Origin of the sequence: Lysobacter firmicutimachus, assembly GCF_037027445.1 — a bacterium.
GTDB classification, from domain to species: domain Bacteria; phylum Pseudomonadota; class Gammaproteobacteria; order Xanthomonadales; family Xanthomonadaceae; genus Lysobacter; species Lysobacter firmicutimachus.
The window spans coordinates 1,118,100-1,141,619 of the sequence record NZ_JBANDL010000002.1 but is presented as its reverse complement, the minus strand read 5'-3'; the positions used below and the strand labels follow the sequence as shown (position 1 = coordinate 1,141,619).

Sequence of the window (23,520 nt, the reverse complement as noted above, 5' to 3'; positions counted from 1 at the left end):
TTAGGGATTAGGGATCAGTAAAAGCGGGAGGGGTCGAAGACGATCGAGTCGGGTGGATCCGCTTTGCGAATCCCCAATCCCCAATCCCGAACGATCAGCCATCTTCGGTAACACGCAACACTTCCTCGATTGTGGTCTGGCCGGCCAGAGCCTTGACGATGCCGTCCTCGTACATGGTGCGCATGCCGGCCTGGCGGGCGATCTGTTCGATCTCGCCCATGCCGGCATGGCGCATCACCGCGCGGCGCAGTTCGTCGTTCATGACCAGGAACTCCATGATCGTGGTGCGGCCGAGGTAGCCCGACGGCGCCAGGGCCGAGCCGCGCGGGCGGTACAGGAAGATCTCGCCTTCGGGCTGGTAACGGCGCAGGCCGAACTTGTCGATTTCCTCCGGCGAGGCCGGGTACTTCTCGGCGTGGGTCGGCTCCAGCCGGCGCACCAGGCGCTGGGCGAGGATGCCGTTGATGGTCGAAGTCAGCAGGTAGTCCTCGACTCCCATGTCGAGCAGGCGGGTGATGCCGCCGGCGGCGTTGTTGGTGTGCAGCGTCGACAGCACCAGGTGGCCGGTCAGCGCCGACTGGATCGCGATCCGGCAGGTCTCCAGGTCGCGCATTTCGCCGATCATGATGATGTCCGGGTCCTGGCGGACGATCGAACGCAGCGCATGGGCGAAGTCCAGGCCGATCTGCGGCTTGGCCTGGATCTGGTTGATGCCTTCGATCTGGTACTCGACCGGGTCCTCGACGGTGATGATCTTGACGTCGCTGGTGTTGAGCTTGCTCAGCGCGGTGTACAGGGTGGTGGTCTTGCCCGAACCGGTCGGGCCGGTGACCAGCATGATCCCGTGCGGCAGGTCCAGCACCTTCTGGAACTGCGGCAGGAACTCGTCGGTGAAACCGAGCTTGTAGAAGTCGAACACCACCGTTTCGCGGTCGAGCAGTCGCATCACCACCGACTCGCCGTGCGCGGTCGGCACGGTGCTGACGCGCAGGTCGAGTTCCTTGCCCTGCACCCGCAGCATGATCCGGCCGTCCTGCGGCAGGCGGCGTTCGGCGATGTTGAGCTTGGCCATGATCTTGATCCGGCTGATCACCGCCGCGGTCAGGTTGGCCGGCGGGCTTTCGCCCTCGGCCAGCACGCCGTCGATGCGGTAACGCACCTTGAGCCGGTTCTCGAACGGCTCGATATGGATGTCCGAAGCGCGCAGCTCGACCGCACGCTGGATCACCAGGTTCACCAGGCGGATCACCGGCGCTTCCGAAGCCAGGTCGCGCAGATGTTCGACATCGTCCAGATCGCCGGCGCCTTCGCCCTCGGCGGTCTCGACGATCGCGCCCATGGCGCTGCGGCCCTGCCCGTACCAGCGCTCGACCAGATCGCCGACCTCCGAGCGCAAGCCGACCAGCGGCCGGATCTCGCGGCCGGTGGCCAGGCGCAGGGCGTCGACCTGATAGGCGTCCTGCGGGTCGGCCATCAGCACGTCGACCCGCGCCTCGCTCTCGGCGACCGGGCAGACGGCGAACTGTTTCATGAATTTCGGCGTCAGGCTGACCCCTTCCGGCGGCAGCTCGGGCGCGTCCTTGACGTTGACCAAGGGCAGGCCGAGCACCGCGGCCACGGTCTCGGCGTGGTCGCGCTCGGACACCAGGCCGAGCCGGGCAAGCAAGGCCAGCAGGCTGCCGCCGGTCTCTTCCTGCAAGCGCCGCGCCCGCGCCAGATCCGGCTCCTTGAGCCGCCCCTTGGCGAGCAGCGCATCGACGATGCGCGCATCGACCGCGGCCTGACCGTCTTCGGCCACGCCGTCCGCGATCCCGCCGGCGCCCGCGCCGGCACTGTTCACTACTGCGTTCACGTCACCCTCCTGCGCGTGAACCCTGGACTTTAGCAGTTTCGCTCATGGTCTCTACCAGACCGCGCGCGACCGCTCCGGTTCCTTGCCGGCGTGTCCGGCCGCGCGTTCGCACAGAGTGTGCGAGAGTTGTCGCACGTATTCGGATTCAGGCGGCCAGGCACGATCGGACTGCTCGGATCATCACACTTCACAGGCCCTCCGCGCCGGACAAACCGGCCGTCGACAGCGGATTCATGCTACGCCCTTCGGACGCTCGAATCCGGGTCTGCGTTGCGTACCGTACCGTCGCCATCCGGGCCGGCCGACTTCGTGCGCAGGCCGGCGATCGCGGCGGCCCGGCTTCTCGCAAGCCGGGCGCGGACGCGGACGCGGACGTCGGCCGGGGCCCGGCGGCGACCCTGCGCGTAGCCGTCGCCGGTTCGACGGCTTCGGGGGCGGGCACCGGAGCCGCCCCTGGGAAAAGGCTCGCTCAATCAGAACGCCGCGCGGTTTGACGGGCTGCGGGCGGTTGCGATTCAAAGGCCGGACCCGCCCGCGGGGGAATCGGTGAGGAAACGAAAGGCCGCGTGAGCCATGCGGCGACGGCGCTTGCGGCCAGTCCGGCCCGTCGCAGCCTCTGCCTCCGGCCGCCCCGGCGGCCATGTCGATCGCCTGCGGCGGCGCATCTTCTGGGCCCGTAGGCCGCGGGTTTCATCGAGCCTGCGATGACCGATGCGGGCGCCGCCGGAACGGCTCAAGCGCCGGCATCGCTGCCCTCGCGCTTCGACGGAAACAACAGCCGCTGAAAGAACAGATCCATTTCCGGATAGCCGCCCGTGTCGCCCAGCAGGAACTCTTGCCGCATGTGTTCCAGCAAGCGCCCGGCCCCGCCCACATCGGCCAGCAACGCCTCCATCCGTGCAGCCTCGCCCGCGAACACGGTCATGTCGGCGTCTGCGACGCAGCCGAACGCCGCATCGGCGCCCGTCATTCGATACGCCAGCGAGTACGCCCGCGGCCGCGCCATAAACTCACGATAGTCTTCCCACGCGAAGGGCAGCGCGCACACCTCCGCAAGCCCCGCATCGGCGAAGCCATCGCCGGCCACAAGCAGCGCTACGCGGTCGCCTAAGCGCTTCGATGCCGCCCTGAAGAACCATTCCGGCATGTACGTGCGGTCGTAGGCGTTCCTTTCGAACGCGACCGCGATCCAGCTGCGATCCCGGAACGGAAAATCGGGATGGGCGCGCTCGCAAAAGACACTGGCGAACGCCAGGCCGGACATCACATTCCGCACTCCGGAACGTCCCGAACAACGATGGGCAGACCGCTCGGCCGGTCCTCTGCGCTTGTGCCGAGCGCCGCCGCAGTGCGCAACCCTTCGGCGAGCAAGACCACCGGCGACGAGTCGCGGTCGAGAAGACGAATCGTCGCCGTCGCGCCGCCCCAGTCCGCTTCGGTTCCGCTCAGCGTCCTGTCGTGCATAGACTCGGGTGGGTCCTGCATGCAGCCGCCTCTTTCGACAGCGGTGCGTTCGGCCTGCCGATCATGTCGCCGTACAACGAAGACGGGCGCCTTGCAGGGCGCCCGTCTTGGCTTGCGTCGATGCGGTACGGGTCTCAGCCCACCCACACCCGCGCGTTGCGGAACATCCGCAGCCACGGCGAGTCGCCGCTCCAGTCCTTCGGCGCCCAGCTGAAGTTGGCGCTGCGCAGGGTGCGCTCGGGGTGCGGCATCAGGATGGTGGCGCGGCCGTCGGCGCTGGTCAGGCCGGCGATGCCGTCGGGCGAGCCGTTGGGGTTGAGCGGGTAACGGTCGGCGACGCGGCCGTCGCCGTCGACGTAGCGCAGCGCGACGTTGGCCGCGGCCTGGTCCAGGCCGCTGGCGAAGTCGGCGCGGCCTTCGCCGTGCGCGACCGCGACCGGGATGCGCGAGCCCGCCATGCCGCGCAGGAACAGCGACGGCGACTCGACCACTTCCAGCAGGCCCAGGCGCGCTTCGAACTGCTCGCTGCGGTTGCGCAGGAACACCGGCCAGTGCTCGGCGCCGGGCACGACCGGCTTGAGCTGGGCGAGCATCTGGCAGCCGTTGCAGACGCCGAGCGAAAAGCTGTCTTCGCGGGCGAAGAACGCGGCGAAGGCGTCGCGCAGCGCGCTGCGCTCGAGGATGCTGGTGGCCCAGCCGCGGCCTGCGCCGAGCACGTCGCCGTAGCTGAAACCGCCGCAGGCGGCGAAGCCCTTGAAGTCTTCGAGCCGGAAGCGGCCGGCGATCAGGTCGCTCATGTGCACGTCGTAGGCTTCGAAGCCGGCCTGGTGGAACGCCGCCGCCATTTCGATCTGGCCGTTGACGCCCTGCTCGCGCAGGATCGCGACCTTGGGCCGCGCGCCGCCGATGTGAACGGCATGGGAGACGAACGGCGCGGCGATATCGTCGTTGGCGTCGAAGCCCAGCTTCGGCTTCAGCCCCGGGGCGTTGAAGTCGCGCGCGATCGCGCGCTCCTCGTCGGCGCAGTCGGGGTTGTCGCGCAATTTCTGCAGCGCGTGACTGGTCGACCACCAAGCGTCGAACAATTCTTCCCAGCGCCACTCGACCAGCACCTTGCCGTCCTCCTTGACCCGCACCGAAGCGGCGGTGGTCGGCTTGGCGATGCGCTGGGCGCAGTCGATCAGGCCGTGGCGGGCGATGAGGTCGGCGAACTCGGCGCGGTCCTCGTCGTGGATCTGCACGATCGCGCCCAGCTCTTCGTTGAACAGAGTGCGGAACGGGTCTTCGCCCCAGCCGTCGAGGCTGATGTCCAGGCCCAGGCGCGAGCAGAACGCCATTTCGGCCAGGGTCGCGAAGGCGCCGCCGTCGCTGCGGTCGTGGTAAGCCAGCAGCAGGCCGGCCTCGCGCGCGTCGCGGATCAGCTCGAAGAAATCGCGCAGGCGCTGCGGGCTGTCGAGGTCCGGCACGCCGGTGTCGAAGCGCGCGCCCTCGCCGGGCAGGCCGGCGAACGCGGGCAGTCCGTCGGCCGCGCCGGCCTCCGGATGCACCTGGGCCAGCACCGAGCCGCCGAGGCGCTGCTTGCCCGCGCCCAGGCCGATCAGCCACAGCTCGGTCTCGGCCTCGCGCGACAGCAGCGGAGTCAGCTGCTGGCGCACGTCGACCACCGGCGCGAACGCGCTGACGATCAGCGACACCGGCGAGACCGACTTATGGGATTGGGGATTGGAGATTCGGGATTCGGCATCGGTCGCCGGGGAATCGCTCTTGCCAATCCCCAATCCCGAATCCCGAATCCCGTCGCTCCATTGCGCCTGCATCGACAGCGAATCCTTGCCGACCGGGATGCTCAACTCGAGCTCCGGGCACAGCTCCAGGCCGACCGCCTTGACCGCGTCGAACAGCAACGCGTCTTCGCCCGGATGCGAGGCCGCGGCCATCCAGTTCGCCGACAGCTTGATCCGGTTCAGCGATTCCACCGGCGCCGCGCACAGGTTGGTGATCGCTTCGCCGACCGCCATGCGCGCCGCCGCGGCCGCATCGAGCAGGGCCAGCGGAGTGCGCTCGCCGAGCGCCATCGCTTCGCCCACAAAGCCGTCGAAACCGCTCAGGGTGATCGCGCAGTCGGCCAGCGGCAGCTGCCAGGGGCCGATCATCTGGTCGCGCGCGACCAGGCCGCCGACGGTGCGATCGCCGATGGTGACCAGGAAGTTCTTCGCCGCCACGGTCGGGTGCGCGAGCACGCGCAAGCCGGCCTGGTGCAGGTCCAGCCCGTCCCAGTCCAGCGCCGGCCACGGCGCTGCGGCCGGATGGCGGGTGTCGCGGTGCATCTTCGGCGGCTTGCCGAAGAGCACGTCCATCGGCAGATCGATCGGCCAGTCCGCCGCGGGCTCGGCACCGTCGCCGTACACCGACTCGACGGTAGCGCCGTAGCCGACCACCAGCCGCTCTTCGGCGGTGGCGTAGCCGACCACCGCGAACGGGCAACGCTCGCGCTCGCAGATCGCGGCGAAGTCGGCCACGCGATCGGCCGGCAGGCCGAGCACGTAACGCTCCTGCGATTCGTTGCACCACAGCTGCATCGGCGACAACGAGGGGTCGTCGCTGGGCACCTTGGCCAGGTCGATCACGCCGCCCAGGCCGGAGTCGTGCAGCAGTTCGGGAATGGCGTTGGACAGACCGCCGGCGCCGACGTCGTGAGCGCTGTCGATCGGGTTGGCCTCGCCCAGCGCGACGCAGCGGTCGATCACCTCCTGGCAGCGACGCTCCATTTCCGGGTTGTCGCGCTGGACGCTGGCGAAATCCAGTTCCTCCGCGCTGTCGCCGGAGGCGACCGAGCTGGCCGCGCCGCCGCCGAGGCCGATCAGCATCGACGGGCCGCCGAGCACGATGACCGCATGGCCCGGCCTGAGGCCGAGCTTGGCCACCTGGACCCGGTCGATCGCGCCGAGACCGCCGGCGAGCATGATCGGCTTGTCGTAGGCGCGGGCGATCTCGCCCTGGCCCAGTTCGAAGCTGCGGAAGTAGCCGGTCAGGTTCGGCCGGCCGAATTCGTTGTTGAACGCGGCCGCGCCGATCGGGCCGTCGAGCATGATTTCCAGCGCCGGGGCCATGCGCGGATTGAGCGCGCGCGGGCTTTCCCAGGGCTGCGGCAGGGTCGGGATGCGCAGGTGCGAGACGCTGAAACCGCACAGGCCGGCCTTGGGCCGGCCGCCGCGGCCGGTCGCGCCTTCGTCGCGGATCTCGCCGCCGTTGCCGGTGCTGGCGCCGGGGAACGGCGCGATCGCAGTCGGATGATTGTGGGTTTCGACCTTGATGCAGAACGCCGAAGGGATTTCCGCCTCGGCCGCGTAGGCCTGGCTGCCCGGCTGCGGCCGGAACCGGCGCGCGGCATAGCCCTCGACCACCGCCGCGTTGTCGCTGTACGCCGACAGAGTGTTCTCCGGCGTTTGCGCATGGGTGTGCTTGATCATCTTGAACAGCGACAGCGGTTGTTCGCGGCCGTCGACGGTCCAGGAGGCGTTGAAGATCTTGTGCCGGCAGTGCTCGGAATTGGCCTGAGCGAACATCATCAGTTCGACGTCGGCCGGCTCGCGGCCGAGCGCGGCGTAACGCTCGCGCAGGTAGGCGATTTCGTCGTCGGCCAGGGCCAGGCCGAGGCGGGCGTTGGCGGCCTCCAGCCGATCCAGCGGGATGCGTTCCAGTTCGCCGCGCGCCGGCACCGCGAACAGCGCCGCGGCATCGTCGCGTGCGTCCAGCAGCGACTGGGTCATCGGATCGTGCAGGGCCTTGGCCAGCGCCCCCTGGGTGGCGGCATCGGCCGGCCAGCCCAGGAGGTCGTAGCGGGTGCCGCGTTCGACCCGCTTGACCGGCTGCCCGGCGCCGCGCAGCAGCTCGGTGGCCTTGCTGGCCCAGGGCGACAAGGTGCCCAGGCGCGGGGTGACGTAGCGCGAGACCGCGCCGTCGGCGCGCGCGGCGGCCTCAGGCTGCGCCTGCAGGATGCGGCGCAGGGTCGCATCGTCGGGCGCGGCGCCGGCCTCGGGCTCGACCCAATACACGGGCCAGGCATCGAGCAGACGCACATCGGGGTGGATGACTTGCAGGCGGGCTTGAAGCCGATCGCGGCGGAACGAAGACAGGGCCGAAGGGCCCTCGAGGACGATCATGTCCGGGGAACCGTGCAACGCAGGGCCCGGTATTGTAACCAAAACGCCGGCCCGGCTCGGGCGGCTCCAGGCTTCGGCCGGCGTCCGCGGCGGCCGGCCGACCCGGTCGCCCCGCTCCGCACGGGCCTCGCCCGCCCGCCCCGTGCGCCCCTTCCCGCCCCACAAACGACGACGCCGCCCGAAGGCGGCGTCGAGGCGAACGCGGCAGGGCCCGCGGCTTACAGGCCGCCGACCGGCGCGGCGACCGCGGCGGAGGGCTTGGCGCCGGCGGCCGCCGGCTTGCTGTCCGCGGCGATCTTGTCCAGGGTCTGGCGCAGCTGCGCCGGCGGCACGTAGCCGCCGACCTGGACGCCCTCGGCGGTGAGGATCATCGGGGTGCCGGTCAGGCCGGCGCGCTGGCCGACGTTGTACTGCTGGGTGACGGTGTTCTTGCAGTCCTTGCTGGGCACGCTGTGCTCGGCCTTGGCGTCGGTCAGGGCCTTGCGGCGGTCCGCCGCGCACCAGACCGAAACCATCTTCTTGTAGTCCTCGCTGCCGATGCCCATGCGCGGGAACGCCAGGTACTCGACCGCGATGCCCTGGCGGTTGTACTCGGCGATTTCGCTGTGCAGCTTGCGGCAGTAGCCGCACTCGACGTCGGTGAAGATGGTGACGGTGTGCTTGGGGTTGGCCGGGGCGAACACGATGCGCTCGCTGGCCGGGATGGTCTTCAGCAGGTCCTTGCGCATCGCCGCCAGGCTGTCCTCGCTGAGGTTCTTCTTGGCCTGGGTGTCGAACAGCGCGCCGCCCGAACCGGGCAGGAACAGGTAGCGGCCGTCGTCGCTGATGTAGACCACCTGGCCCTGGGCCAGGGCTTCGCGGAAGCCCGGCATCGGTGCCGCGCCGACCTTGTCGATGGTGATGTTGGGGTTGAGCTGGCGGATCGCCTCGACCGCGCGCGCCTCGGCGCTGCCGGCCTTGACCTCCGGCGCCTTGCCGGTCGGTGCGGCAGCGACGGCATCGGCCTTGGCGGCCGGCTCAGCCTTGGCGGCGGCGCCCTGCGGCGCCTGGGCGCAGGCGGACAGGCTGATCGCGCCGAGCACGGCGAAAATGATGCGCTTCATCCATCGAATCCTTGGTTCAGAGGTCGGGCTTGGACCGCCCGACGGGGAATAGGTTCTGCCGATTGTGGCACGGGCGGCGCCGCGATCGCGGTACCGCGACCGGATCGCCGCGCGAGTGGCGATGCCGGTCGCGGTTTGCGGCGCGGGCCGCCCGTCGCGTGGAGTGTGCGCCGGCCCGGGGCCGCCGGGGTGAATGCGCCGATGTGCGGGGGACAAGGACCGGCGGACGGAAGCCAGGGAGGGAGGGGGGCAAGCCCGCTCGACGCCCGCCGTGACGCGGAGGTACTGGCGACCTGACCCGGCGCGCCCGGCCCGGCGCAGGAGCGCCGGGCGTTCGGATCAGCAGGCGGCCGTGCCGCACGCGGCTTCGTTGGGGTACTCGCGACCTGACCCGGCGCGCCCGGCCCGGCGCAGGGGCGCCGGGCGTTCGGATCAGCAGGCGGCCGTGCCGCACGCGGCTTCGTTGGGGGTACTCGCGACCTGATCCGATGCGCCCGGCCCGGCGCAGGGGCGCCGGGCGTTCGGATCAGCAGGCGGCCGTGCCGCCTGAGCGCTGATCCTCACCCACGCGGGTGGTGCTTGGCGTGCAGGCGCTTGAGCTGCTCGCGGGCTACCAGGGTGTAGATCTGGGTGGTCGACAGCGAGCTGTGGCCGAGCAGCATCTGAAGCGCGCGCAGGTCGGCGCCACGGTTGAGCAGGTGGGTGGCGAAGCTGTGGCGCAAGGCATGCGGGCTGATCCGCGCCGGATCGATGCCGGCGACGGCAGCGTAGCGCTTGACCAGGTGCCAGAACTCCTGCCGGCTCGGCGCTTCGCCGGAAGCCCCGATGAACAAGGGCGCCAGGGCGCGCTTGCCGGCCAGTTGCGGGCGAGCCTGGCTCAGGTAGCGCTCGAGCCAGTGCTGGGCCTCTTCGCCCAGCGGCACCAGCCGCTCCTTGCTGCCCTTGCCGGTGACCCGCAGCACACCCTGACGCAGATTGACCGCGGTCGCCGGCAGGTTCACCAGTTCGCTGACGCGCAGGCCGGAGGCGTACATCAATTCCAGCATCGCGCGGTCGCGCAGCCCCAGCGGCGCGTCCGTCTCCGGCGCGGCCAGCAAGGCGTCGATCTGGCTTTCCGCCAGCGCCTTGGGCAGCGACCGCGGCAGTTTCGGCGGCTCCAGCAGCGCCGTCGGATCGTCGCTGCGCAGGCCGCGGCGCAGGCGCCAGGCGTAGAACGCGCGCAGCGCCGACAGCAGCCGCGCATTGCTGCGCGGCGAGTAGCCCTCGCGGGTGCGCCAGGCCAGGTACTCGAACAGCGCGGTGCGGTCGGCGCCGGCCAGCCCGCGGCCGTCGCGCCAGCGCGCCAGCCCTTCCAGGTCGCGGCGATAGCTGTGCAACGTCTGCTGCGCCAAGCCGCTCTCGGCCCAGATCGCATCGAGGAACGCGGCGATGTCGGCGTCGTCGCGCTCCTCCAGCGGCGGCAGAGCCATGGCGAGCGTGCGGCGATCGGCGGGCGTGGGCATGGGGGAAGCTTACGGCGAGGGGCGAGTGGAAAGGAGTGAGGCAGCAACTGCAGGGGAACAGCGGTCCCCGCCCGCGCTCACTTCTCACTCCTCTGCGCCGGTTCCTGCACGTATCCTGCCGCGATGACCGCAACCGCCCCCACCGCTGCCCCGCCCCGCCCCGCCGCCCTGCTGCATTGGCGGCTGTTCTCGCTGTTCTACGATTTCTGGCCGGTGCTGGCGCTGTGGATGCTGATCGGCCTGCTGATGGTGCTGGCCTTCACTCTGGCCGGCCACGACACCCACGAGAACATCCGGCCGCTGACCGGCTGGTGGTGGCTGGAGTGGGCGCTGTGCTGGCTGGCCGCCGGCGGTTACGCGACGCTGAGCTGGCGCCGCGGCGGCCAGACCCTGGGCATGCGGCCTTGGCGGCTGCGGGTGATCGGCGCCGACGGTGCGGCCCCAGGCTGGAGGGCGCTGTGGATCCGCTACGCGGTGGGCACGCTCTCGCTGCTGGCCGGCGGGCTCGGCTTCTGGTGGGCGCTGTTCGATCGCGAACGGCTGACTTGGCACGACCGCGCGAGCGGGACGCGGATGGTGCGATTGCCGAAGCGTTAGTTGCGAGGGGGCGTAGGGACCGCGGGCGTTCGACCAGCCCAGGCGGCAGTGCCGCACGCGGCTTCGGGCGGCTATGCATGAGCTGGAGGGTTACGGCCCCGGCCCGGCGCAGCGCGCCGGGCGTTCGCCAAGCCCAGGCAGCAGTGCCGCACGCGGCTTCGGGCGGCTATGCGTGAACTGGAGGGTACGGCCCCGGCCAGGCGCAGCGCGCCGGGCGTTCGACCAGCCCGGGCGGCAGTGCCGCACGCGGCTTCGGGCGGCTATGCGTGAACTGGAGGGTACGGCCCCGGCCAGGCGCAGCGCGCCGGGCGTTCGACCAGCCCGGGCGGCAGTGCCGCACGCGGCTTCGGGCGGCTATGCATGAACTGGAGGGTACGGCCCCGGCCCGGCGCAGCGCGCCGGGCGTTCGCCAAGCCCAGGGGCAGTGCCGCACGCGGCTTCGGGCGGCTATGCATGAGCTGGAGGGTTACGGCCCCGGCCCGGCGCAGCGCGCCGGGCGTTCGCCAAGCCCAGGCAGCAGTGCCGCACGCGGCTTCGGGCGGCTATGCGTGAACTGGAGGGTACGGCCCCGGCCCGGCGCAGCGCGCCGGGCGTTCGCCAAGCCCAGGCGGCAGTGCCGCCTAAGCGGGCTTGGCTCACCCCGACCTGCGTTTGAACAGGTAGGCGGAGACCGCCAGCATCACCACCGTCGGCATCGCATAGGCCAGGCGGAAGTCGAAGTGGAACACTTTGGCCAGTTCGACGAATTGGGTCTGCAACTGCCAGAACACCAGGGCGAACACGATGCCGATGAACAAGCGCTTGCCCAGGCCGCCGCTGCGCAGGCTGCCGAAGGCGAACGGAATCGCCGCCAGGCACAGGGTCAGCACGTTGAGCGGGTAGAACCAGCGTCCCCAGTAATGGGCCTCGAATTCCGCCGCGTCGAGGTCGTTGCGTTCGCGGTCCTCGATCGCCTTGTGCAGGGCCTTGGCGCTGAGGTAGCGCGGCCGGTTGGTGCCGCTCATCAGCGCCGCGCTGTCGAGCTTGGACTCCCAGCGCTCCTGCGCGATCTGGGTCTGCTCGGCCGACTTGGCGTGGAAGGTGGTGCGGGTGACGTCGCGCAGCAGCCAGCCGCCGGGACGGTGCTCGGCGATCTTGGCGATCGCGTACGAGGCCAGGCGGCCGTCGGCGCCGAACTGGTACAGATTGACGTTGCGCAGCTCCAGCCACCGGTCCGGGCCGCTGCTGCGCTCCTGGCCCTGGCTGGCGCTGAGGATCACGTCGCCCTCGCGCGCCCACAGGCCGGAATACTCGGCCACCACCTGGTTGTTGGACTTGGCCGCCGATTTCAGCGCATCGGCGCGGCGCTGGCCTTCCGGCGCCAGGGTCTCGCCGTTGACCACCATGGCCAGGGTCAGCACCGCCAGCGCGCCGGCCACCGCCAGGCTGAGCCGGCGCCGCGACAGGCCCACCGCGCGCAGCACGGTCAGTTCGGAAGTCGAGGCCAACTGGCCCAGGGCCATCAGCGCGCCGATCACCGCGGCATAAGGGAACAGACCGTAGGCGCGGCGCGGCACGGTCATCAGCATGTAGGCCAGCGCCTGCATCAGCCCGTAGCGGCCCTTGCCGATGTCGCCGAACTCGCCGACCAGGCTGAGCATGAAGTCCAGGCCCAGCAGCACCGCCCAGGTCAGCAGCACGGTGCCGAGCACGGCCCGGCCGACGTAGACGTCGTGGATCTTGGGGAAGGGCTTCATCGCGCCTTCCTCCGCCGGGCGACGCGGCCGTCGCGCAGGTACAGCCAGGCCGACACCGCCAGCAGCGGCAGGGTCAGCCACCACAGGCCGACGAAGCCGGGGACCTTGCCGTCCTCGATCCAGCCGGTGCCCATCATCATGAAGTTGTTGCCGATCAGATAGGCCAGGAAGCCCATCAGCACGCTGCCGTAGCGGGCCTGGCGCGGGGTGCTGCGGGCCAGCGGCACCGCCAGCAGGGCGAACGCCAGCGCCAGCAGCGGCGGCGCGATCCGGTAATGCAGTTGCGCCGCGGCCTCGCGCCGCGGGTCGGTCAGCAATTGCGGGGTCGACATCATTTCCGGCAGCGACGGGTCGTAGCGGTCTTCGCTGGCCGGCATCAGCACGTCGTTGCTGGCGTAGCGCATCAACCGGTAGTCCAGGCCGCCGTCCATCGGCCCGTCGACCTCGAAGCCGTCGTCCAGGGTCAGGTAGCGGTCGCCGTTGGCTCGCACGGTCAGATGGCCGCTCTTGGCGGTGGTGACGGTCTGCCGCTCGGGCTTGTTGCGATAGATGAAGATCCGCTCGAAACGGCTGCCGTCGCCGGACATGGCGCCGACGTAGATCACCCCGTTGTCGTTCGGCAGGCCGGTGAAGGCGCCCGGCTCCAGCCCCGCCACGACCAGGCTGCGGCTGGCCTCGTTGATCATTTCGCGCGAGACGCGGTCGGCCCAGGGACCCAGCCACAGCGAGCAGGCGCCGACCACGAGCACGATCGGCCCGACCACGTACAGCAGCGGGCGCAGCAAACGCTTGGGACCGACGCCGATCGAGGCGATCACCGGCATTTCCGAGTCCCGGTACAGCCGGCCGATGCCCAGCATCAGGCCCAGCATCAACGCCAGGGGCAGGATCAGCGGCAGCCACTTGATCAGCACCAGGCCCAGCTGCATCAGCATCATCCCGGCCGGGACCTTGCCCTTGGCGATGTCCTCGAGCACGTCGGTGAAGGCGCCGCCGACGCTCACGATCAGCAGCACCACCAGGGTCGCGAAGACGGCCTGGGCGAATTCGCCGGTCAGGTAACGGTCAAGCTTCTGCATGAGGCGTGGGGGCGCGCTTCGGGTTGGGCTTCGGCATCGGGCGGGCTTGCTTTAAACTCGGGGGTTCGTTCGACGGCCGGCTGGCCCGATCCCGCCCCGATCTAGGGGCTGCGGATCGACAAGAGCGCCAGGCGGCGCGGGCTTCAGGCCCCGGCTTCAGTCCTTGGCCTCCGGCCGTAGGCAAAGCCGGCCGATTGTACGAGACAACTCCTCTTTTCTGCTGGGAATCTGTTGGATGGCCCTCGAATTCGACCTGAACCGCGACACGCCCGCGGCCGCTCAAACCGATTGCGTCGTGGTAGGCGCCTTCGCCGACAAGACCCTGACCGCTGCCGCGCGAACGCTGGATGAAATCAGCGGCGGCCGCCTGACCGTGCTGCTGGAACGCGGCGACATCAGCGGCAAGACCGGCAAGACCGCTCTGTTGCACGACGTCCCCGGCGTGACCGCGCCGCGCGTTCTGGTGGTCGGCCTCGGCGAGCCGGGCAAGTTCGGCGTCGCCCAGTACCTGAAGGCGGTCGGCGACGCCGCCCGCGCGCTCAAGGCCGGCCCGGTCCAGCACGCCCTGCTGACCCTGTCCGAAGAGCCGGTGCAGGGCCGCGACGCGGCCTGGGCGATCCGCCAGGCCGCGATCGCCGCCGACCACGCCTGCTATCGCTACACCGCCACCCTGGGCAAGAAGAAGGACGAACCCGGCCTGCGCCAGCTCTCGCTCAGCGGCACCGACACGGTCGCGCTGGCGCAGGGCCAGGCCATCGCCGCCGGCGTCGCGTTCGCGCGCGAGCTCGGCAACCTGCCGCCGAACATCTGCAACCCGGCCTACCTGGCGCAGCAGGCGCAGGAATTCGCCGGCCGCTTCGACAAGGCCTCCTGCGAAGTGCTCGATCGCGAGCAGATGCAGGCGCTGGGCATGGGCTCGCTGCTCGCCGTCGCGCGCGGCTCGGCCAATCCGCCCAAGCTGATCGTGCTCAAGTACGACAACGGCGGCGACGCCAAGCCCTACGTGCTGGTCGGCAAGGGCATCACCTTCGACACCGGCGGCATCAACCTCAAGGTCCAGGGCGGCATTGAGGAGATGAAGTTCGACATGTGCGGCGCCGCCTCGGTGCTGGGCACGTTCGTCTCGGCGGTCGGCATGCAGCTGCCGATCAACCTGGTGGTGGTGGTGCCGGCGGTGGAGAACATGCCCGACGCCGACGCCTACCGTCCGTCCGACGTGCTCACCAGCATGTCCGGCAAGACCATCGAGGTCGGCAACACCGACGCCGAAGGCCGCCTGATCCTGTGCGACGCGCTGACCTATGCCCAGCGCTTCGAACCCAAGGCCCTGCTCGACGTGGCCACCCTGACCGGCGCCTGCGTGGTCGCGCTGGGCAAGTTCGCCAGCGGCCTGATGAGCAAGGACGACGACCTCGCCGGCGAACTGCTGCAGGCCGGCGAGCAGGTCTTCGACCGCGCCTGGCGCCTGCCGCTGTGGGACGAGTACCAGACCCAGCTCGAATCCAGCTTCGCCGACGTCTACAACATCGGCGGCCGCTGGGCCGGCGCGATCACCGCCGGCTGCTTCCTGGCCCGCTTCACCGAAGGCCAGCGCTGGGCCCATTTGGACATCGCCGGCGTCTCCAACGAAGAAGGCAAGCGCGGCCTGGCCACCGGCCGCCCGGTGGGGCTGCTGTCGCAGTGGTTGCTCGATCAGGCCGGGATTTGAGGTTCGGGATTCGGGATTCGATGACGGCTCCTGACGCCGCCATCGAATCCCCACCGGCTCCGCCTCGGCTTTTGCCCCAACCAATCCCCAATCCCGAATCCCCAATCCCGGCTTCCCGATGCCCCGTGCCGACTTCTACCTGATCCAATCGCCGCGCTTCCGCGAGGAGCCGATGCGCTTGGTCTGCGAGCTGGCGCGCAAGGCCCACGACGCCGGGCTGCCGACCCTGATCCTGGCGCGCAGCGCCGAGCAGGCCGAGCAACTCGACGACATGCTCTGGGACATGGGCGAGGACGCCTACATCCCGCACCAGATCGCCGGCCTGGACGAGGACGAGGAAGAAGCCGACGTGCTGATCGCCGCGCCCGAGTCCGACGCCGCGCTGCGCCCGCTGGTGATCAACCTGCGCGACGCCGCGGTCGCCGACGGCTTCGACCGCGTGCTCGAAGTGGTTCCCGCCGACGACTCCGCGCGCGGTCCGCTGCGCGAGCGCTGGAAGCAATACCAGGCGCGCGGGCTGGCGTTGAACAAGCACGATATGTGAGGGGCGGCCCCACGCTTCGGTTTTCGCCATTGTCCTAACGAATCCCGAATCTCCAATCCCGAATCCCCGCTGTACCCAATCCCGAATTCCCAATCCCGAATCTCCGCCCCTATGTCCCTCGCCTCCAGCTACGACCCCAAACAGTTCGAAGCCCGCCTCTACGAACAGTGGGAAAGCAGCGGCGTATTCCAGCCGCGCGGCGAAGGCCCGACGTATTCGATCCTGCTGCCGCCGCCGAACGTCACCGGCACCCTGCACATGGGCCACGCGTTCCAGCACACCCTGCAGGACGCGCTGATCCGCTATCACCGCATGCGCGGCTACGACACGCTGTGGCAGATGGGCACCGACCACGCCGGCATCGCCACCGAGATGGTGGTGGCGCGCAACCTGGGCCAGGAAGGCCTGACCCGCGACGGCCTGGGCCGCGACGGCTTCATCGAGAAGGTGTGGGAGTGGAAAGCGCATTCGGGCGGCACCATCGAACGGCAGATGCGCCGCCTCGGCGCCTCCGGCGACTGGACCCGCTCGACCTTCACCATGGACCCGATGGCCACGCAGGCGGTGATCGAGGCCTTCGTGCGCATGCACGAGCAGGGCCTGATCTACCGCGGCCAACGCCTGGTCAACTGGGACCCGGTGCTGAAGACCGCGATCTCCGACCTGGAAGTGGTCAACGAGGAAGAAGACGGCTTCCTGTGGTCAATCAGCTACCCGCTCAGCGACGGCAGCGCGACCCTGACCGTGGCGACCACGCGCCCGGAAACCATGCTCGGCGACACCGCGGTCATGGTCCATCCGGACGACGAGCGCTACCAACACCTGATCGGCAAGACCGTGACCCTGCCGCTGACCGGCCGCGAGATTCCGGTCATCGCCGACGCCTACGTGGATCGCGAGTTCGGCACCGGCGTGGTCAAGGTCACCCCGGCGCACGACTTCAACGACTACGCGGTCGGCCAGCGCCACGAGCTGCCGTTGATCAACATCTTCACCCCCGACGCGACCGTCAACGGCAACGCGCCGGAACGCTTCGTCGGCCTGGACCGCTACGAAGCGCGCAAGGTCGTGCTGGCCGAACTGGAAGCGCAGGGCCTGCTGGTCGAAACCAAGCCGCACAAGCTGCAGGTGCCGCGCGGCGACCGCACCGGCCAGGTGATCGAGCCTTACCTCACCGATCAGTGGTTCGTGCGCATGGACGGCCTGGCCAAGCGCGGCCTGGCGCTGGTCGAGCAGGGCGAGGTCCGCTTCGTCCCGGCCAACTGGATCAATACCTACCGTCACTGGATGGAGAACATCCAGGACTGGTGCATCAGCCGCCAGCTGTGGTGGGGCCATCGCATTCCGGCCTGGTACGACGCGCAGGGCAATATTTACGTCGCTCGGACTGCCGCTGAAGCGTACGAGAAGTATCTAAAGGACGTTCCCGCAGGCATCCTCACACAGGACGATTACGAGCAGGTTCTTTCTGGCGAACACGCCGAACATCGACTGACCCAGGACAACGACGTGCTGGAGACCTGGTTCTCCTCCGGCCTGTGGCCGTTCAGCACCCTGGGCTGGCCGGACGCGGCGGCGATGGGCGCACGCGGCTTCGAGCGCTACCTGCCGACCTCGGTGCTGGTCACCGGCTTCGACATCATCTTCTTCTGGGTCGCGCGCATGATCATGCTGACCGACCACTTCACCGGCCAGGTCCCGTTCCGCGACGTGTACATCCACGGCCTGGTGCGCGACAAGGACGGGCAGAAGATGTCCAAGTCCAAGGGCAACGTGCTCGACCCCATCGACCTGATCGACGGCATCACCCTGGACGAACTGCTGGCCAAGCGCACCAGCGGCCTGATGCAGCCGAAGATGGCCGAGAAGATCGAAAAGGCCACCCGCCGCGAATTCCCCGAAGGCATCCCGGCGTTCGGCGCCGACGCGCTGCGCTTCACCATCGCCGCGCTCGCCACCCACGGCCGCGACATCAAGTTCGACCTCGGCCGCGCCGAGGGCTACAAGAACTTCTGCAACAAGCTGTGGAACGCCACCCGCTTCGTGCTGATGAACACCGACGGCGCCCGCTTCGCCGGCGCGCCGCAGCCCCGCACCGACGCCGAGCGCTGGATCCTGGCGCAACTGGCCAAGGCCGCGGCCGAGGCCGAGGCGCACTTCGCCGCCTACCGTTTCGACCTGCTCGCGCAGAGCCTGTACGAGTTCGCCTGGAACGCGTTCTGCGACTGGTTCGTCGAACTGGCCAAGCCGGCGCTGCAGGGCGAAGACCGCGAGGCCGCCGACAGCACCCGCCACACCCTGCTGTACGTGCTCGAGCGCCTGCTGTCCCTGCTGCATCCGCTGATTCCGTTCGTGACCGAGGAACTGTGGCAGCAGGTCGCGCTCAAGCTGGGCGTGGCCGAAAGCACGATCATGCTGCGCGCCTACCCTCAAGCGGCCGAGTTCGCCGGCGATTACGCCCGCGCCGAGGCCGACGTGGAATGGCTCAAGGCGATGGTGTCGGCGCTGCGCAAGGTGCGCAGCGAGCTCAACGTCAAGCCGTCCGACCTGGTGCCGCTGCTGCTGGCCAAGGGCGACGCCAGCGACCGCGAGCGCAGCGAACGCTTCGCCAGCCAGCTCACGTTCCTCAACAAACTGGAGCGGATCGAGTTCGTCGACGACGTGGCCGCCGCGCCGCCGGCCGCGCCGGCGGTGGTCGGCGAGCTGACCCTGCTGGTGCCGCTGCCGGCGGAGAAGCTCGACGCCGAGCGCGTGCGTCTGGACAAGGAGAAGAAGCGGGTCGAAGGCGAGATCGCCAAGTGCCGGGGCAAACTGGCCAGCGAGACCTTCGTCCAGAACGCGCCGCCGGCGGTGGTCGAGCAGGAGCGCAAGCGCCTGATCGACTGGACCACGATGCTGGAAGAGCTGGTCGCGCAGCGAGCCAAGCTGGACTGAGCGGCCGCTGCGGTCGCACAGGCGAAAAAGCCGCGGTCATGCCGCGGCTTTTTTGCGTCCGCGCGTGGCTCCTGTAGGAGCGGCGTGAGCCGCGACAACCCGCAGCGACGGACGCAAGCGTGGCAGCCGAAGCGCGGATATCCGCGATTTGGGCAGGCAGAGCGGGAAGGGTCGGGGCTTCCGAAGGAGGCGTGGTGTTTCGTCGTTTGGGTTGTCGCGGCTCACGCCGCTCCTACAGGGGGCAGCGTCGCCGCTCCTGCCAATCCCCAAACCCCAATCCCCAAACCCCAATCCCCAATCCCCAATCCCCAATCCCTAATCCCTAATCCCTAATCCCTAATCCCCACCCTCGGGCAACAGCTCGATCGCCATCACCAGCGCGTCCTCGCGGCCGCCGCGGGCCGGGTAGTAGCGCGGGCGGCGGCCGATCTCGTTGAAGCCTTCGCTGTGGTACAGGGCGATCGCGCCGGCGTTGGACGGGCGCACTTCCAGGAATACCCGTTCGGCGCCGCGGCCGCGGGCGATCATCACCAGCGCGCGCAGCAGCTTGCGGCCGAACCCCAGCCCATGCGCTTCCGGAGCGACGCACACGTTGAGTACGTGCGCCTCGCCGGCGGCGACGCTCATCAAGAAATAGCCGACGATGCGCTCGTCCTCGACCAGCACCCAAGCCGGGTAGTCGGCGCGCAGGCAGTCGCGGAAGATGCCCGGGGTCCACGGGAACTCGTAGGCGCGGATCTCGATCGCGTGGACCGCATCCAAGTCGTCTTCGCGCATCGGCCGCAGCGCGGCCGGGGCCGTGGGACGTTCCAGGTCCGAGGCCAGCGCGATCATCGGCGCCCGCTCCCGCGGCGCAGTGCGCGCAACTGCGGCCACAACGCGCGCTTGGCGCGCGGGTCGCCGCGCAGCGCGGCCGCGTCGAACAAGGCCAGCACCGCCGCATCGCCGGGCGAACGGCGGGCGGCGCGCAGCAGATTGCGCAGCAGCGGGCTGTCGAGCGCCGGCGCGCCGGCGCTCGCCACCTTGGCCGGCGGCGCAGCGACCGCGCCGACCGCCGACGCAGCGGAGGCGCGCGGCTCCATCGGCGGCACGGCCTCGGCGGCGTCGCCGGCCAGGCTCAGCACGCTGTGGTCCATCGCCTGCAGCCACTCGCGCTGCTGCGCGCTCCACAGTCCGCTCATGGCGCGGTGCCCTCGGTCGGGGGCGGCGGCAGGCGGCGCACGCGGCGGTAGATCGCCTGCACAGGACCGGACAGCGCGTAGGGAGCGAAGATCGCCAGCAACACCCGCGGCGGGTCGATCGCGATCGCCACCACCACCGCCACCACCACCAGGATCGCCAGGAACGGCACCCGGTCGTTGCGCGGGCCGCTGCCCTTGAAGCTGACGTAGCGGATCCGGCTGACCATCAGCAGGCCGGCCAGTACGGTCACCGCCAACGCGCCATAGCGCAGTTGCTCGCCGGCGAGGTCGAAGCTGTGGCAGGTCCAGACGAAACTGGCGACCAGGCCCGCCGCAGCCGGGCTGGCCAGGCCGATGAACCAGCGCTTGTCGACCTGGCCGACCTGGGAATTGAACCGGGCCAGGCGCAACGCGGCGCAGGCGGCGTACAGGAAGGCACCGACCCAGCCGATCTTGCCGGGGATGACGCCGTCCAGCTTGGTCGATTCCAGCGCCCAGTGGTACATCACCAGCGCCGGCGCCAGGCCGAAGCTGATCAGGTCGGCCAGCGAGTCGTACTGCACGCCGAACTCGCTCTGCGTGTTGGTCAGGCGCGCGACCCGGCCGTCGACGCCGTCGAGGATCGCGGCGATGAAGATCGCCACGCAGGCGTCGTCGAAGCGGCCCTGGGTGGCGGCGATGATCGCGTAGAAGCCGGCGAACATGCCGCCGGTGGTGAAGAGGTTGGGCAGCAGGTAAATGCCGCGTCCGCGGGGGCGGGGCGTGTGATGGGGTTCCATACTGCGAAGTGTAGCGCTTGCCTGCATCCGGACAGGATGCTGCAATCGTAGCTTCCCCCCGCCTCACCGGCGCCTGCCGCCCCGTTCCGCCCGTTGCCCCGGAGCTCCGTCATGTCCCGCCCGACCTGCCCTTCCGCCCGCCGCCCCCTCCCGGCGCTGGGCCTCAGCGCCGCCCTGCTCGTCCTGTTGGCCGCCCCGGTCGCCGCGACCGAGCTGTACCAGTGGAAGGACGCCAAGGGCGTCACTCACTACTCCGATTCGCCGCCGCCCAACCAGGCCGGGGTCAAGAACCGGGTGATCAAGAACCGCTCCGGCACGGCTGCGCAGACCGCCACCGCGGCCGACGCGCCGGCCGCCGAGAACCCGCAGTGCGTGACCGCGCGCGGCAATCTCAAGCAGCTGCAAAGCTCGCGCTCGGTCGGGGTCGACGCCAACAAGGACGGCAAGCCGGACAACGTGCTCGACGCCCAGCAGCGCGCCGCCCAGGTCCAGTTGGCCGAAGCCGCGGTGCGCGCCTACTGCACCCAGCCGGCCGCGGCGCCGGCCGCCGGGTCGCCGGCCACGGGCCGCCCGACCACCAAGCAAGGCGACGCCTGATCGGCGCCCGCTGAGCGCCGGAGCCCGCCCGCAGCGGCTTCGGCGCTCGCCTCCAGGGCGCCCCCGGCGCCCCGCCGGCCCGGTTCGCGAACGAGCCTGGCGCGCCGGCATGGCAAACTGTTCGCTTTCCCCATCCGCGAACCCCTGCCGATGCGCCTGTCGCAGTTCCATCTCCGTACCAGCAAGGAAACCCCCGCCGAGGCCGAAATCGTCAGCCACAAGCTGATGCTCAAGGCCGGCATGATCCGCAAGCTCGCCGCCGGCCTGTACACCTGGTCGCCGCTGGGCCTGCGCGTGCTGCGCAAGGTCGAGCGCGCGGTGCGCGAGGAGATGAACGCCGCGGGCGCGATCGAAGTGCTGATGCCGGCGGTGCAGCCCAAGGAGCTGTGGGAAGAGACCGGGCGCTGGGAGAAGTTCGGCGGCCAGTTGCTGAAGATGCAGGACCGCAAGGAAGCCTGGTATTGCTTCGGCCCGACCCATGAAGAGGTCGTCACCGATTTCGCCCGCAACGAGCTGGCCAGCTACAAGCAGCTGCCGGTCAATTTCTACCAGATCCAGACCAAGTTCCGCGACGAGATCCGACCGCGCTTCGGGGTGATGCGCGCGCGCGAGTTCCTGATGAAGGACGCCTACTCCTTCCACGTCACCGACGAGGACCTGGGCCGCGAATACCGCAACATGTACGACACCTACGGCCGCATCTTCACCCGCCTGGGGCTGAAGTTCCGCGCCGTGTTCGCCGACACCGGCGCGATCGGCGGCAGCGCCTCGCACGAGTTCCATGTGCTGGCCGATTCGGGCGAGGACGCGATCGCCTTCTCCGACGGCTCGGACTACGCCGCCAACGTCGAACTGGCCGAAGCCGTATCGCCGGGCCCGCGCCCGGCCGCGGCCGAGGCCATGCGCAAGGTCGATACGCCGACCCAGAAGACCTGCGAAGACGTCGCCGCCCTGCTCGGCATCGAGCTGGCGCGCACGGTCAAGTCGGTCGCGATCGTCGGCGCCGACGCCGACGGCCAGCCGCAGTTCGCCCTGGCGCTGGTGCGCGGCGACCACGTCGTCAACGAGATCAAGCTGTCCAAGCTCGCCGGCCTGGCCGAGTACCGCCTGGCCAGCGAGGCCGAGATCCTCGAACACCTCGGCGCCCAGCCGGGCTTCCTCGGCCCGGTCGCGCCGGCCAAGCCGGTGCGGGTGATCGCCGACCGCAGCGTCGCCGCGCTCGCCGACTTCGTGGTCGGCGCCAACGACAACGGCTACCACCTGGCCGGAGTCAACTGGGGCCGCGACCTGGCCGAACCGGGCGAAGTGGCCGACATCCGCAACGCCGTCGCCGGCGACCCCTCCCCCGACGGCCGCGGCACGCTCGGCATCGCCCGCGGCATCGAGGTCGGCCACGTGTTCCAGCTCGGCCGCAAATACGCCGAAGCGATGAAGCTCAGCGTGCTCGACGAAACCGGCAAGGCGGCGACGCCGGCCATGGGCTGCTACGGCATCGGCGTGTCGCGGATAGTCGCCGCGGCGATCGAGCAGAACCACGACGACGCCGGCATCGCCTGGCCGGACGCGATGGCGCCGTGGCAGGCGGTAGTGTGCGTGATCAACCCGAAGAACGATGCCGCCGTGGCCGAAGCCGCACAGGCGCTGTACCGCGACCTGCTCGCCGCCGGCGTCGACGCCGCACTCGACGACCGCGGCCTGCGCCCGGGCGCGATGTTCGCCGACATGGAGCTGATCGGCGTGCCGCACCGGGTGGTGGTGTCCGAACGCGGCCTGGCCGCGGGCAGCTTCGAATACCGCCATCGCCGCGCCGCCGAGGCGGAAAACCTCGATCGCGCCGCGGTGCTGGCGCGCATCGCCGGCCGCTGAGCCGGCCGGGGCGGATTACCCGGGTAAACCGCACGGGTCATCCCGCCGGCGCCGCGGCGGCCGATGCCGCCGCATCGCTGGTAATAATGTTCGAAAATATGACGGCAGGCACGTTTTATCGCCTGCCCCGCGCGGCGATTTTCTGCGCCCGCCGCACGTCGCGAATCCACCGCCCGGATAAAATCGCGCCGGGGGCGTCGCGCGGATTATCCGCCGCCGGTTGCGCGAACCCCGGCGCGCCCACGGCACCGTATCGCGCCGCTTTGCGCCGCGTCCCGCTGGCCCCACGCCCCATTGACCATCGCGGCCCGCTCACGTCGCGGCACTAATAGCACAGCACTAATCGTGCCAACCGGCTGCAGAATCGCGAACGAATATATCGCGACCATCGGCACATTTACGCCCGGGGTATGTC

The 23,520-nt window shown here is 70.0% G+C and carries 17 protein-coding genes; 6 read left to right on the top strand and 11 right to left on the bottom strand.

Going from position 1 to position 23,520, the window contains the following annotated elements; all coding sequences use genetic code 11:
- Positions 1 to 94 precede the first annotated feature (94 nt).
- From gspE to xerD, 6 genes are all read right to left on the bottom strand, one after another.
- Entirely contained in the window at positions 95 to 1,810 is a 1,716-nt protein-coding gene (gspE, locus tag V2J18_RS04840; RefSeq protein ID WP_064748876.1) for a type II secretion system ATPase GspE, read from the bottom strand.
- Positions 1,811 to 2,585: 775 nt separating this feature from the next.
- Positions 2,586 to 3,116 (bottom strand): hypothetical protein, encoded by a 531-nt coding sequence (locus V2J18_RS04835; RefSeq protein WP_336131209.1) that lies wholly within the window; start codon positions 3,114 to 3,116, stop codon positions 2,586 to 2,588.
- Entirely contained in the window at positions 3,116 to 3,337 is a 222-nt protein-coding gene (locus V2J18_RS04830) for a hypothetical protein (RefSeq protein WP_336131208.1), read from the bottom strand. The genes V2J18_RS04835 and V2J18_RS04830 overlap by 1 nt, the downstream gene beginning before the upstream one ends.
- Positions 3,338 to 3,450: 113 nt before the next feature.
- Positions 3,451 to 7,479: a phosphoribosylformylglycinamidine synthase gene (gene purL, locus V2J18_RS04825; protein ID WP_336131207.1), complete on the bottom strand. Its 4,029-nt coding sequence runs from the start codon at positions 7,477 to 7,479 to the stop codon at positions 3,451 to 3,453.
- 218 nt (positions 7,480 to 7,697) lie between these two features.
- On the bottom strand, positions 7,698 to 8,582 hold the full coding sequence (locus tag V2J18_RS04820) for a DsbC family protein (protein ID WP_064748863.1): 885 nt from the start codon (positions 8,580 to 8,582) through the stop codon (positions 7,698 to 7,700).
- Between the two features lie 560 nt (positions 8,583 to 9,142).
- The gene (xerD, locus tag V2J18_RS04815; protein ID WP_425605941.1) at positions 9,143 to 10,084 is read right to left on the bottom strand and encodes a site-specific tyrosine recombinase XerD; all 942 of its coding nucleotides are present in this window, start codon (positions 10,082 to 10,084) and stop codon (positions 9,143 to 9,145) included.
- Positions 10,085 to 10,207: 123 nt separating this feature from the next.
- Between xerD and V2J18_RS04810 the strand changes: the two genes are divergently transcribed.
- Positions 10,208 to 10,681, top strand: a complete 474-nt coding sequence (locus V2J18_RS04810) for an RDD family protein (protein ID WP_064748865.1) — start codon at positions 10,208 to 10,210, stop codon at positions 10,679 to 10,681.
- A 635-nt stretch (positions 10,682 to 11,316) separates the two neighbouring features.
- Here the strand turns inward: V2J18_RS04810 and lptG are convergent.
- Both lptG and lptF read right to left on the bottom strand, forming a co-directional pair.
- A complete protein-coding gene (lptG, locus tag V2J18_RS04805) occupies positions 11,317 to 12,417 on the bottom strand; it encodes an LPS export ABC transporter permease LptG (protein ID WP_336131205.1) in 1,101 nt (366 codons plus the stop codon).
- Complete coding sequence (gene lptF, locus V2J18_RS04800) at positions 12,414 to 13,496, bottom strand: LPS export ABC transporter permease LptF (RefSeq protein WP_064745919.1); 1,083 nt, start codon at positions 13,494 to 13,496, stop codon at positions 12,414 to 12,416. The genes lptG and lptF overlap by 4 nt, the downstream gene beginning before the upstream one ends.
- Before the next feature lie 235 nt (positions 13,497 to 13,731).
- Here lptF and V2J18_RS04795 point away from each other — a divergent pair, with 235 nt between their 5' ends.
- The 3 genes from V2J18_RS04795 (at position 13,732) to V2J18_RS04785 (ending at position 18,682) form a co-directional block, all read left to right on the top strand.
- Positions 13,732 to 15,204, top strand: coding sequence for a leucyl aminopeptidase (locus tag V2J18_RS04795; RefSeq protein ID WP_064745918.1), 1,473 nt, complete (start codon positions 13,732 to 13,734; stop codon positions 15,202 to 15,204).
- Positions 15,205 to 15,322: 118 nt separating this feature from the next.
- On the top strand, positions 15,323 to 15,748 hold the full coding sequence (locus tag V2J18_RS04790) for a DNA polymerase III subunit chi (protein ID WP_064745917.1): 426 nt from the start codon (positions 15,323 to 15,325) through the stop codon (positions 15,746 to 15,748).
- A 111-nt stretch (positions 15,749 to 15,859) separates the two neighbouring features.
- Positions 15,860 to 18,682, top strand: a complete 2,823-nt coding sequence (locus V2J18_RS04785; protein ID WP_336131204.1) for a valine--tRNA ligase — start codon at positions 15,860 to 15,862, stop codon at positions 18,680 to 18,682.
- 336 nt (positions 18,683 to 19,018) lie between these two features.
- Here V2J18_RS04785 and rimI read toward each other — a convergent pair whose 3' ends face one another.
- The 3 genes from rimI to pssA are packed head-to-tail and all read right to left on the bottom strand — an operon-like array spanning position 19,019 to position 20,642.
- Positions 19,019 to 19,516, bottom strand: coding sequence for a ribosomal protein S18-alanine N-acetyltransferase (rimI, locus tag V2J18_RS04780; protein ID WP_064745915.1), 498 nt, complete (start codon positions 19,514 to 19,516; stop codon positions 19,019 to 19,021).
- Positions 19,513 to 19,863, bottom strand: coding sequence for a hypothetical protein (locus V2J18_RS04775; RefSeq protein ID WP_336131203.1), 351 nt, complete (start codon positions 19,861 to 19,863; stop codon positions 19,513 to 19,515). The genes rimI and V2J18_RS04775 overlap by 4 nt, the downstream gene beginning before the upstream one ends.
- Positions 19,860 to 20,642, bottom strand: coding sequence for a CDP-diacylglycerol--serine O-phosphatidyltransferase (gene pssA / locus V2J18_RS04770; RefSeq protein WP_336131202.1), 783 nt, complete (start codon positions 20,640 to 20,642; stop codon positions 19,860 to 19,862). The genes V2J18_RS04775 and pssA overlap by 4 nt, the downstream gene beginning before the upstream one ends.
- Positions 20,643 to 20,753: 111 nt before the next feature.
- On the opposite strand from pssA, the gene V2J18_RS04765 reads away from it, so the two are divergent.
- Both V2J18_RS04765 and V2J18_RS04760 read left to right on the top strand, forming a co-directional pair.
- Positions 20,754 to 21,239: a DUF4124 domain-containing protein gene (locus V2J18_RS04765; RefSeq protein WP_425605940.1), complete on the top strand. Its 486-nt coding sequence runs from the start codon at positions 20,754 to 20,756 to the stop codon at positions 21,237 to 21,239.
- A 150-nt stretch (positions 21,240 to 21,389) separates the two neighbouring features.
- Positions 21,390 to 23,105 (top strand): proline--tRNA ligase, encoded by a 1,716-nt coding sequence (locus V2J18_RS04760; protein ID WP_336131201.1) that lies wholly within the window; start codon positions 21,390 to 21,392, stop codon positions 23,103 to 23,105.
- Positions 23,106 to 23,520: the final 415 nt, after the last annotated feature.

What these genes read in the sequence shown, in the direction of transcription:
- xerD (WP_425605941.1), bottom strand. Translation starts at nt 10,084, where the DNA reads ATGCCCACGCCCGCCGATCGCCGCACGCTCGCCATGGCTCTGCCGCCG.
- V2J18_RS04790 (WP_064745917.1), top strand. Translation starts at nt 15,323, where the DNA reads ATGCCCCGTGCCGACTTCTACCTGATCCAATCGCCGCGCTTCCGCGAG.
- V2J18_RS04835 (WP_336131209.1), bottom strand. Translation starts at nt 3,116, where the DNA reads ATGTCCGGCCTGGCGTTCGCCAGTGTCTTTTGCGAGCGCGCCCATCCC.
- V2J18_RS04820 (WP_064748863.1), bottom strand. Translation starts at nt 8,582, where the DNA reads ATGAAGCGCATCATTTTCGCCGTGCTCGGCGCGATCAGCCTGTCCGCC.
- V2J18_RS04765 (WP_425605940.1), top strand. Translation starts at nt 20,754, where the DNA reads ATGTCCCGCCCGACCTGCCCTTCCGCCCGCCGCCCCCTCCCGGCGCTG.
- pssA (WP_336131202.1), bottom strand. Translation starts at nt 20,642, where the DNA reads ATGGAACCCCATCACACGCCCCGCCCCCGCGGACGCGGCATTTACCTG.
- lptF (WP_064745919.1), bottom strand. Translation starts at nt 13,496, where the DNA reads ATGCAGAAGCTTGACCGTTACCTGACCGGCGAATTCGCCCAGGCCGTC.
- V2J18_RS04795 (WP_064745918.1), top strand. Translation starts at nt 13,732, where the DNA reads ATGGCCCTCGAATTCGACCTGAACCGCGACACGCCCGCGGCCGCTCAA.
- lptG (WP_336131205.1), bottom strand. Translation starts at nt 12,417, where the DNA reads ATGAAGCCCTTCCCCAAGATCCACGACGTCTACGTCGGCCGGGCCGTG.
- V2J18_RS04760 (WP_336131201.1), top strand. Translation starts at nt 21,390, where the DNA reads ATGCGCCTGTCGCAGTTCCATCTCCGTACCAGCAAGGAAACCCCCGCC.
- V2J18_RS04785 (WP_336131204.1), top strand. Translation starts at nt 15,860, where the DNA reads ATGTCCCTCGCCTCCAGCTACGACCCCAAACAGTTCGAAGCCCGCCTC.
- V2J18_RS04775 (WP_336131203.1), bottom strand. Translation starts at nt 19,863, where the DNA reads ATGAGCGGACTGTGGAGCGCGCAGCAGCGCGAGTGGCTGCAGGCGATG.
- V2J18_RS04830 (WP_336131208.1), bottom strand. Translation starts at nt 3,337, where the DNA reads ATGCAGGACCCACCCGAGTCTATGCACGACAGGACGCTGAGCGGAACC.
- V2J18_RS04810 (WP_064748865.1), top strand. Translation starts at nt 10,208, where the DNA reads ATGACCGCAACCGCCCCCACCGCTGCCCCGCCCCGCCCCGCCGCCCTG.
- purL (WP_336131207.1), bottom strand. Translation starts at nt 7,479, where the DNA reads ATGATCGTCCTCGAGGGCCCTTCGGCCCTGTCTTCGTTCCGCCGCGAT.
- rimI (WP_064745915.1), bottom strand. Translation starts at nt 19,516, where the DNA reads ATGATCGCGCTGGCCTCGGACCTGGAACGTCCCACGGCCCCGGCCGCG.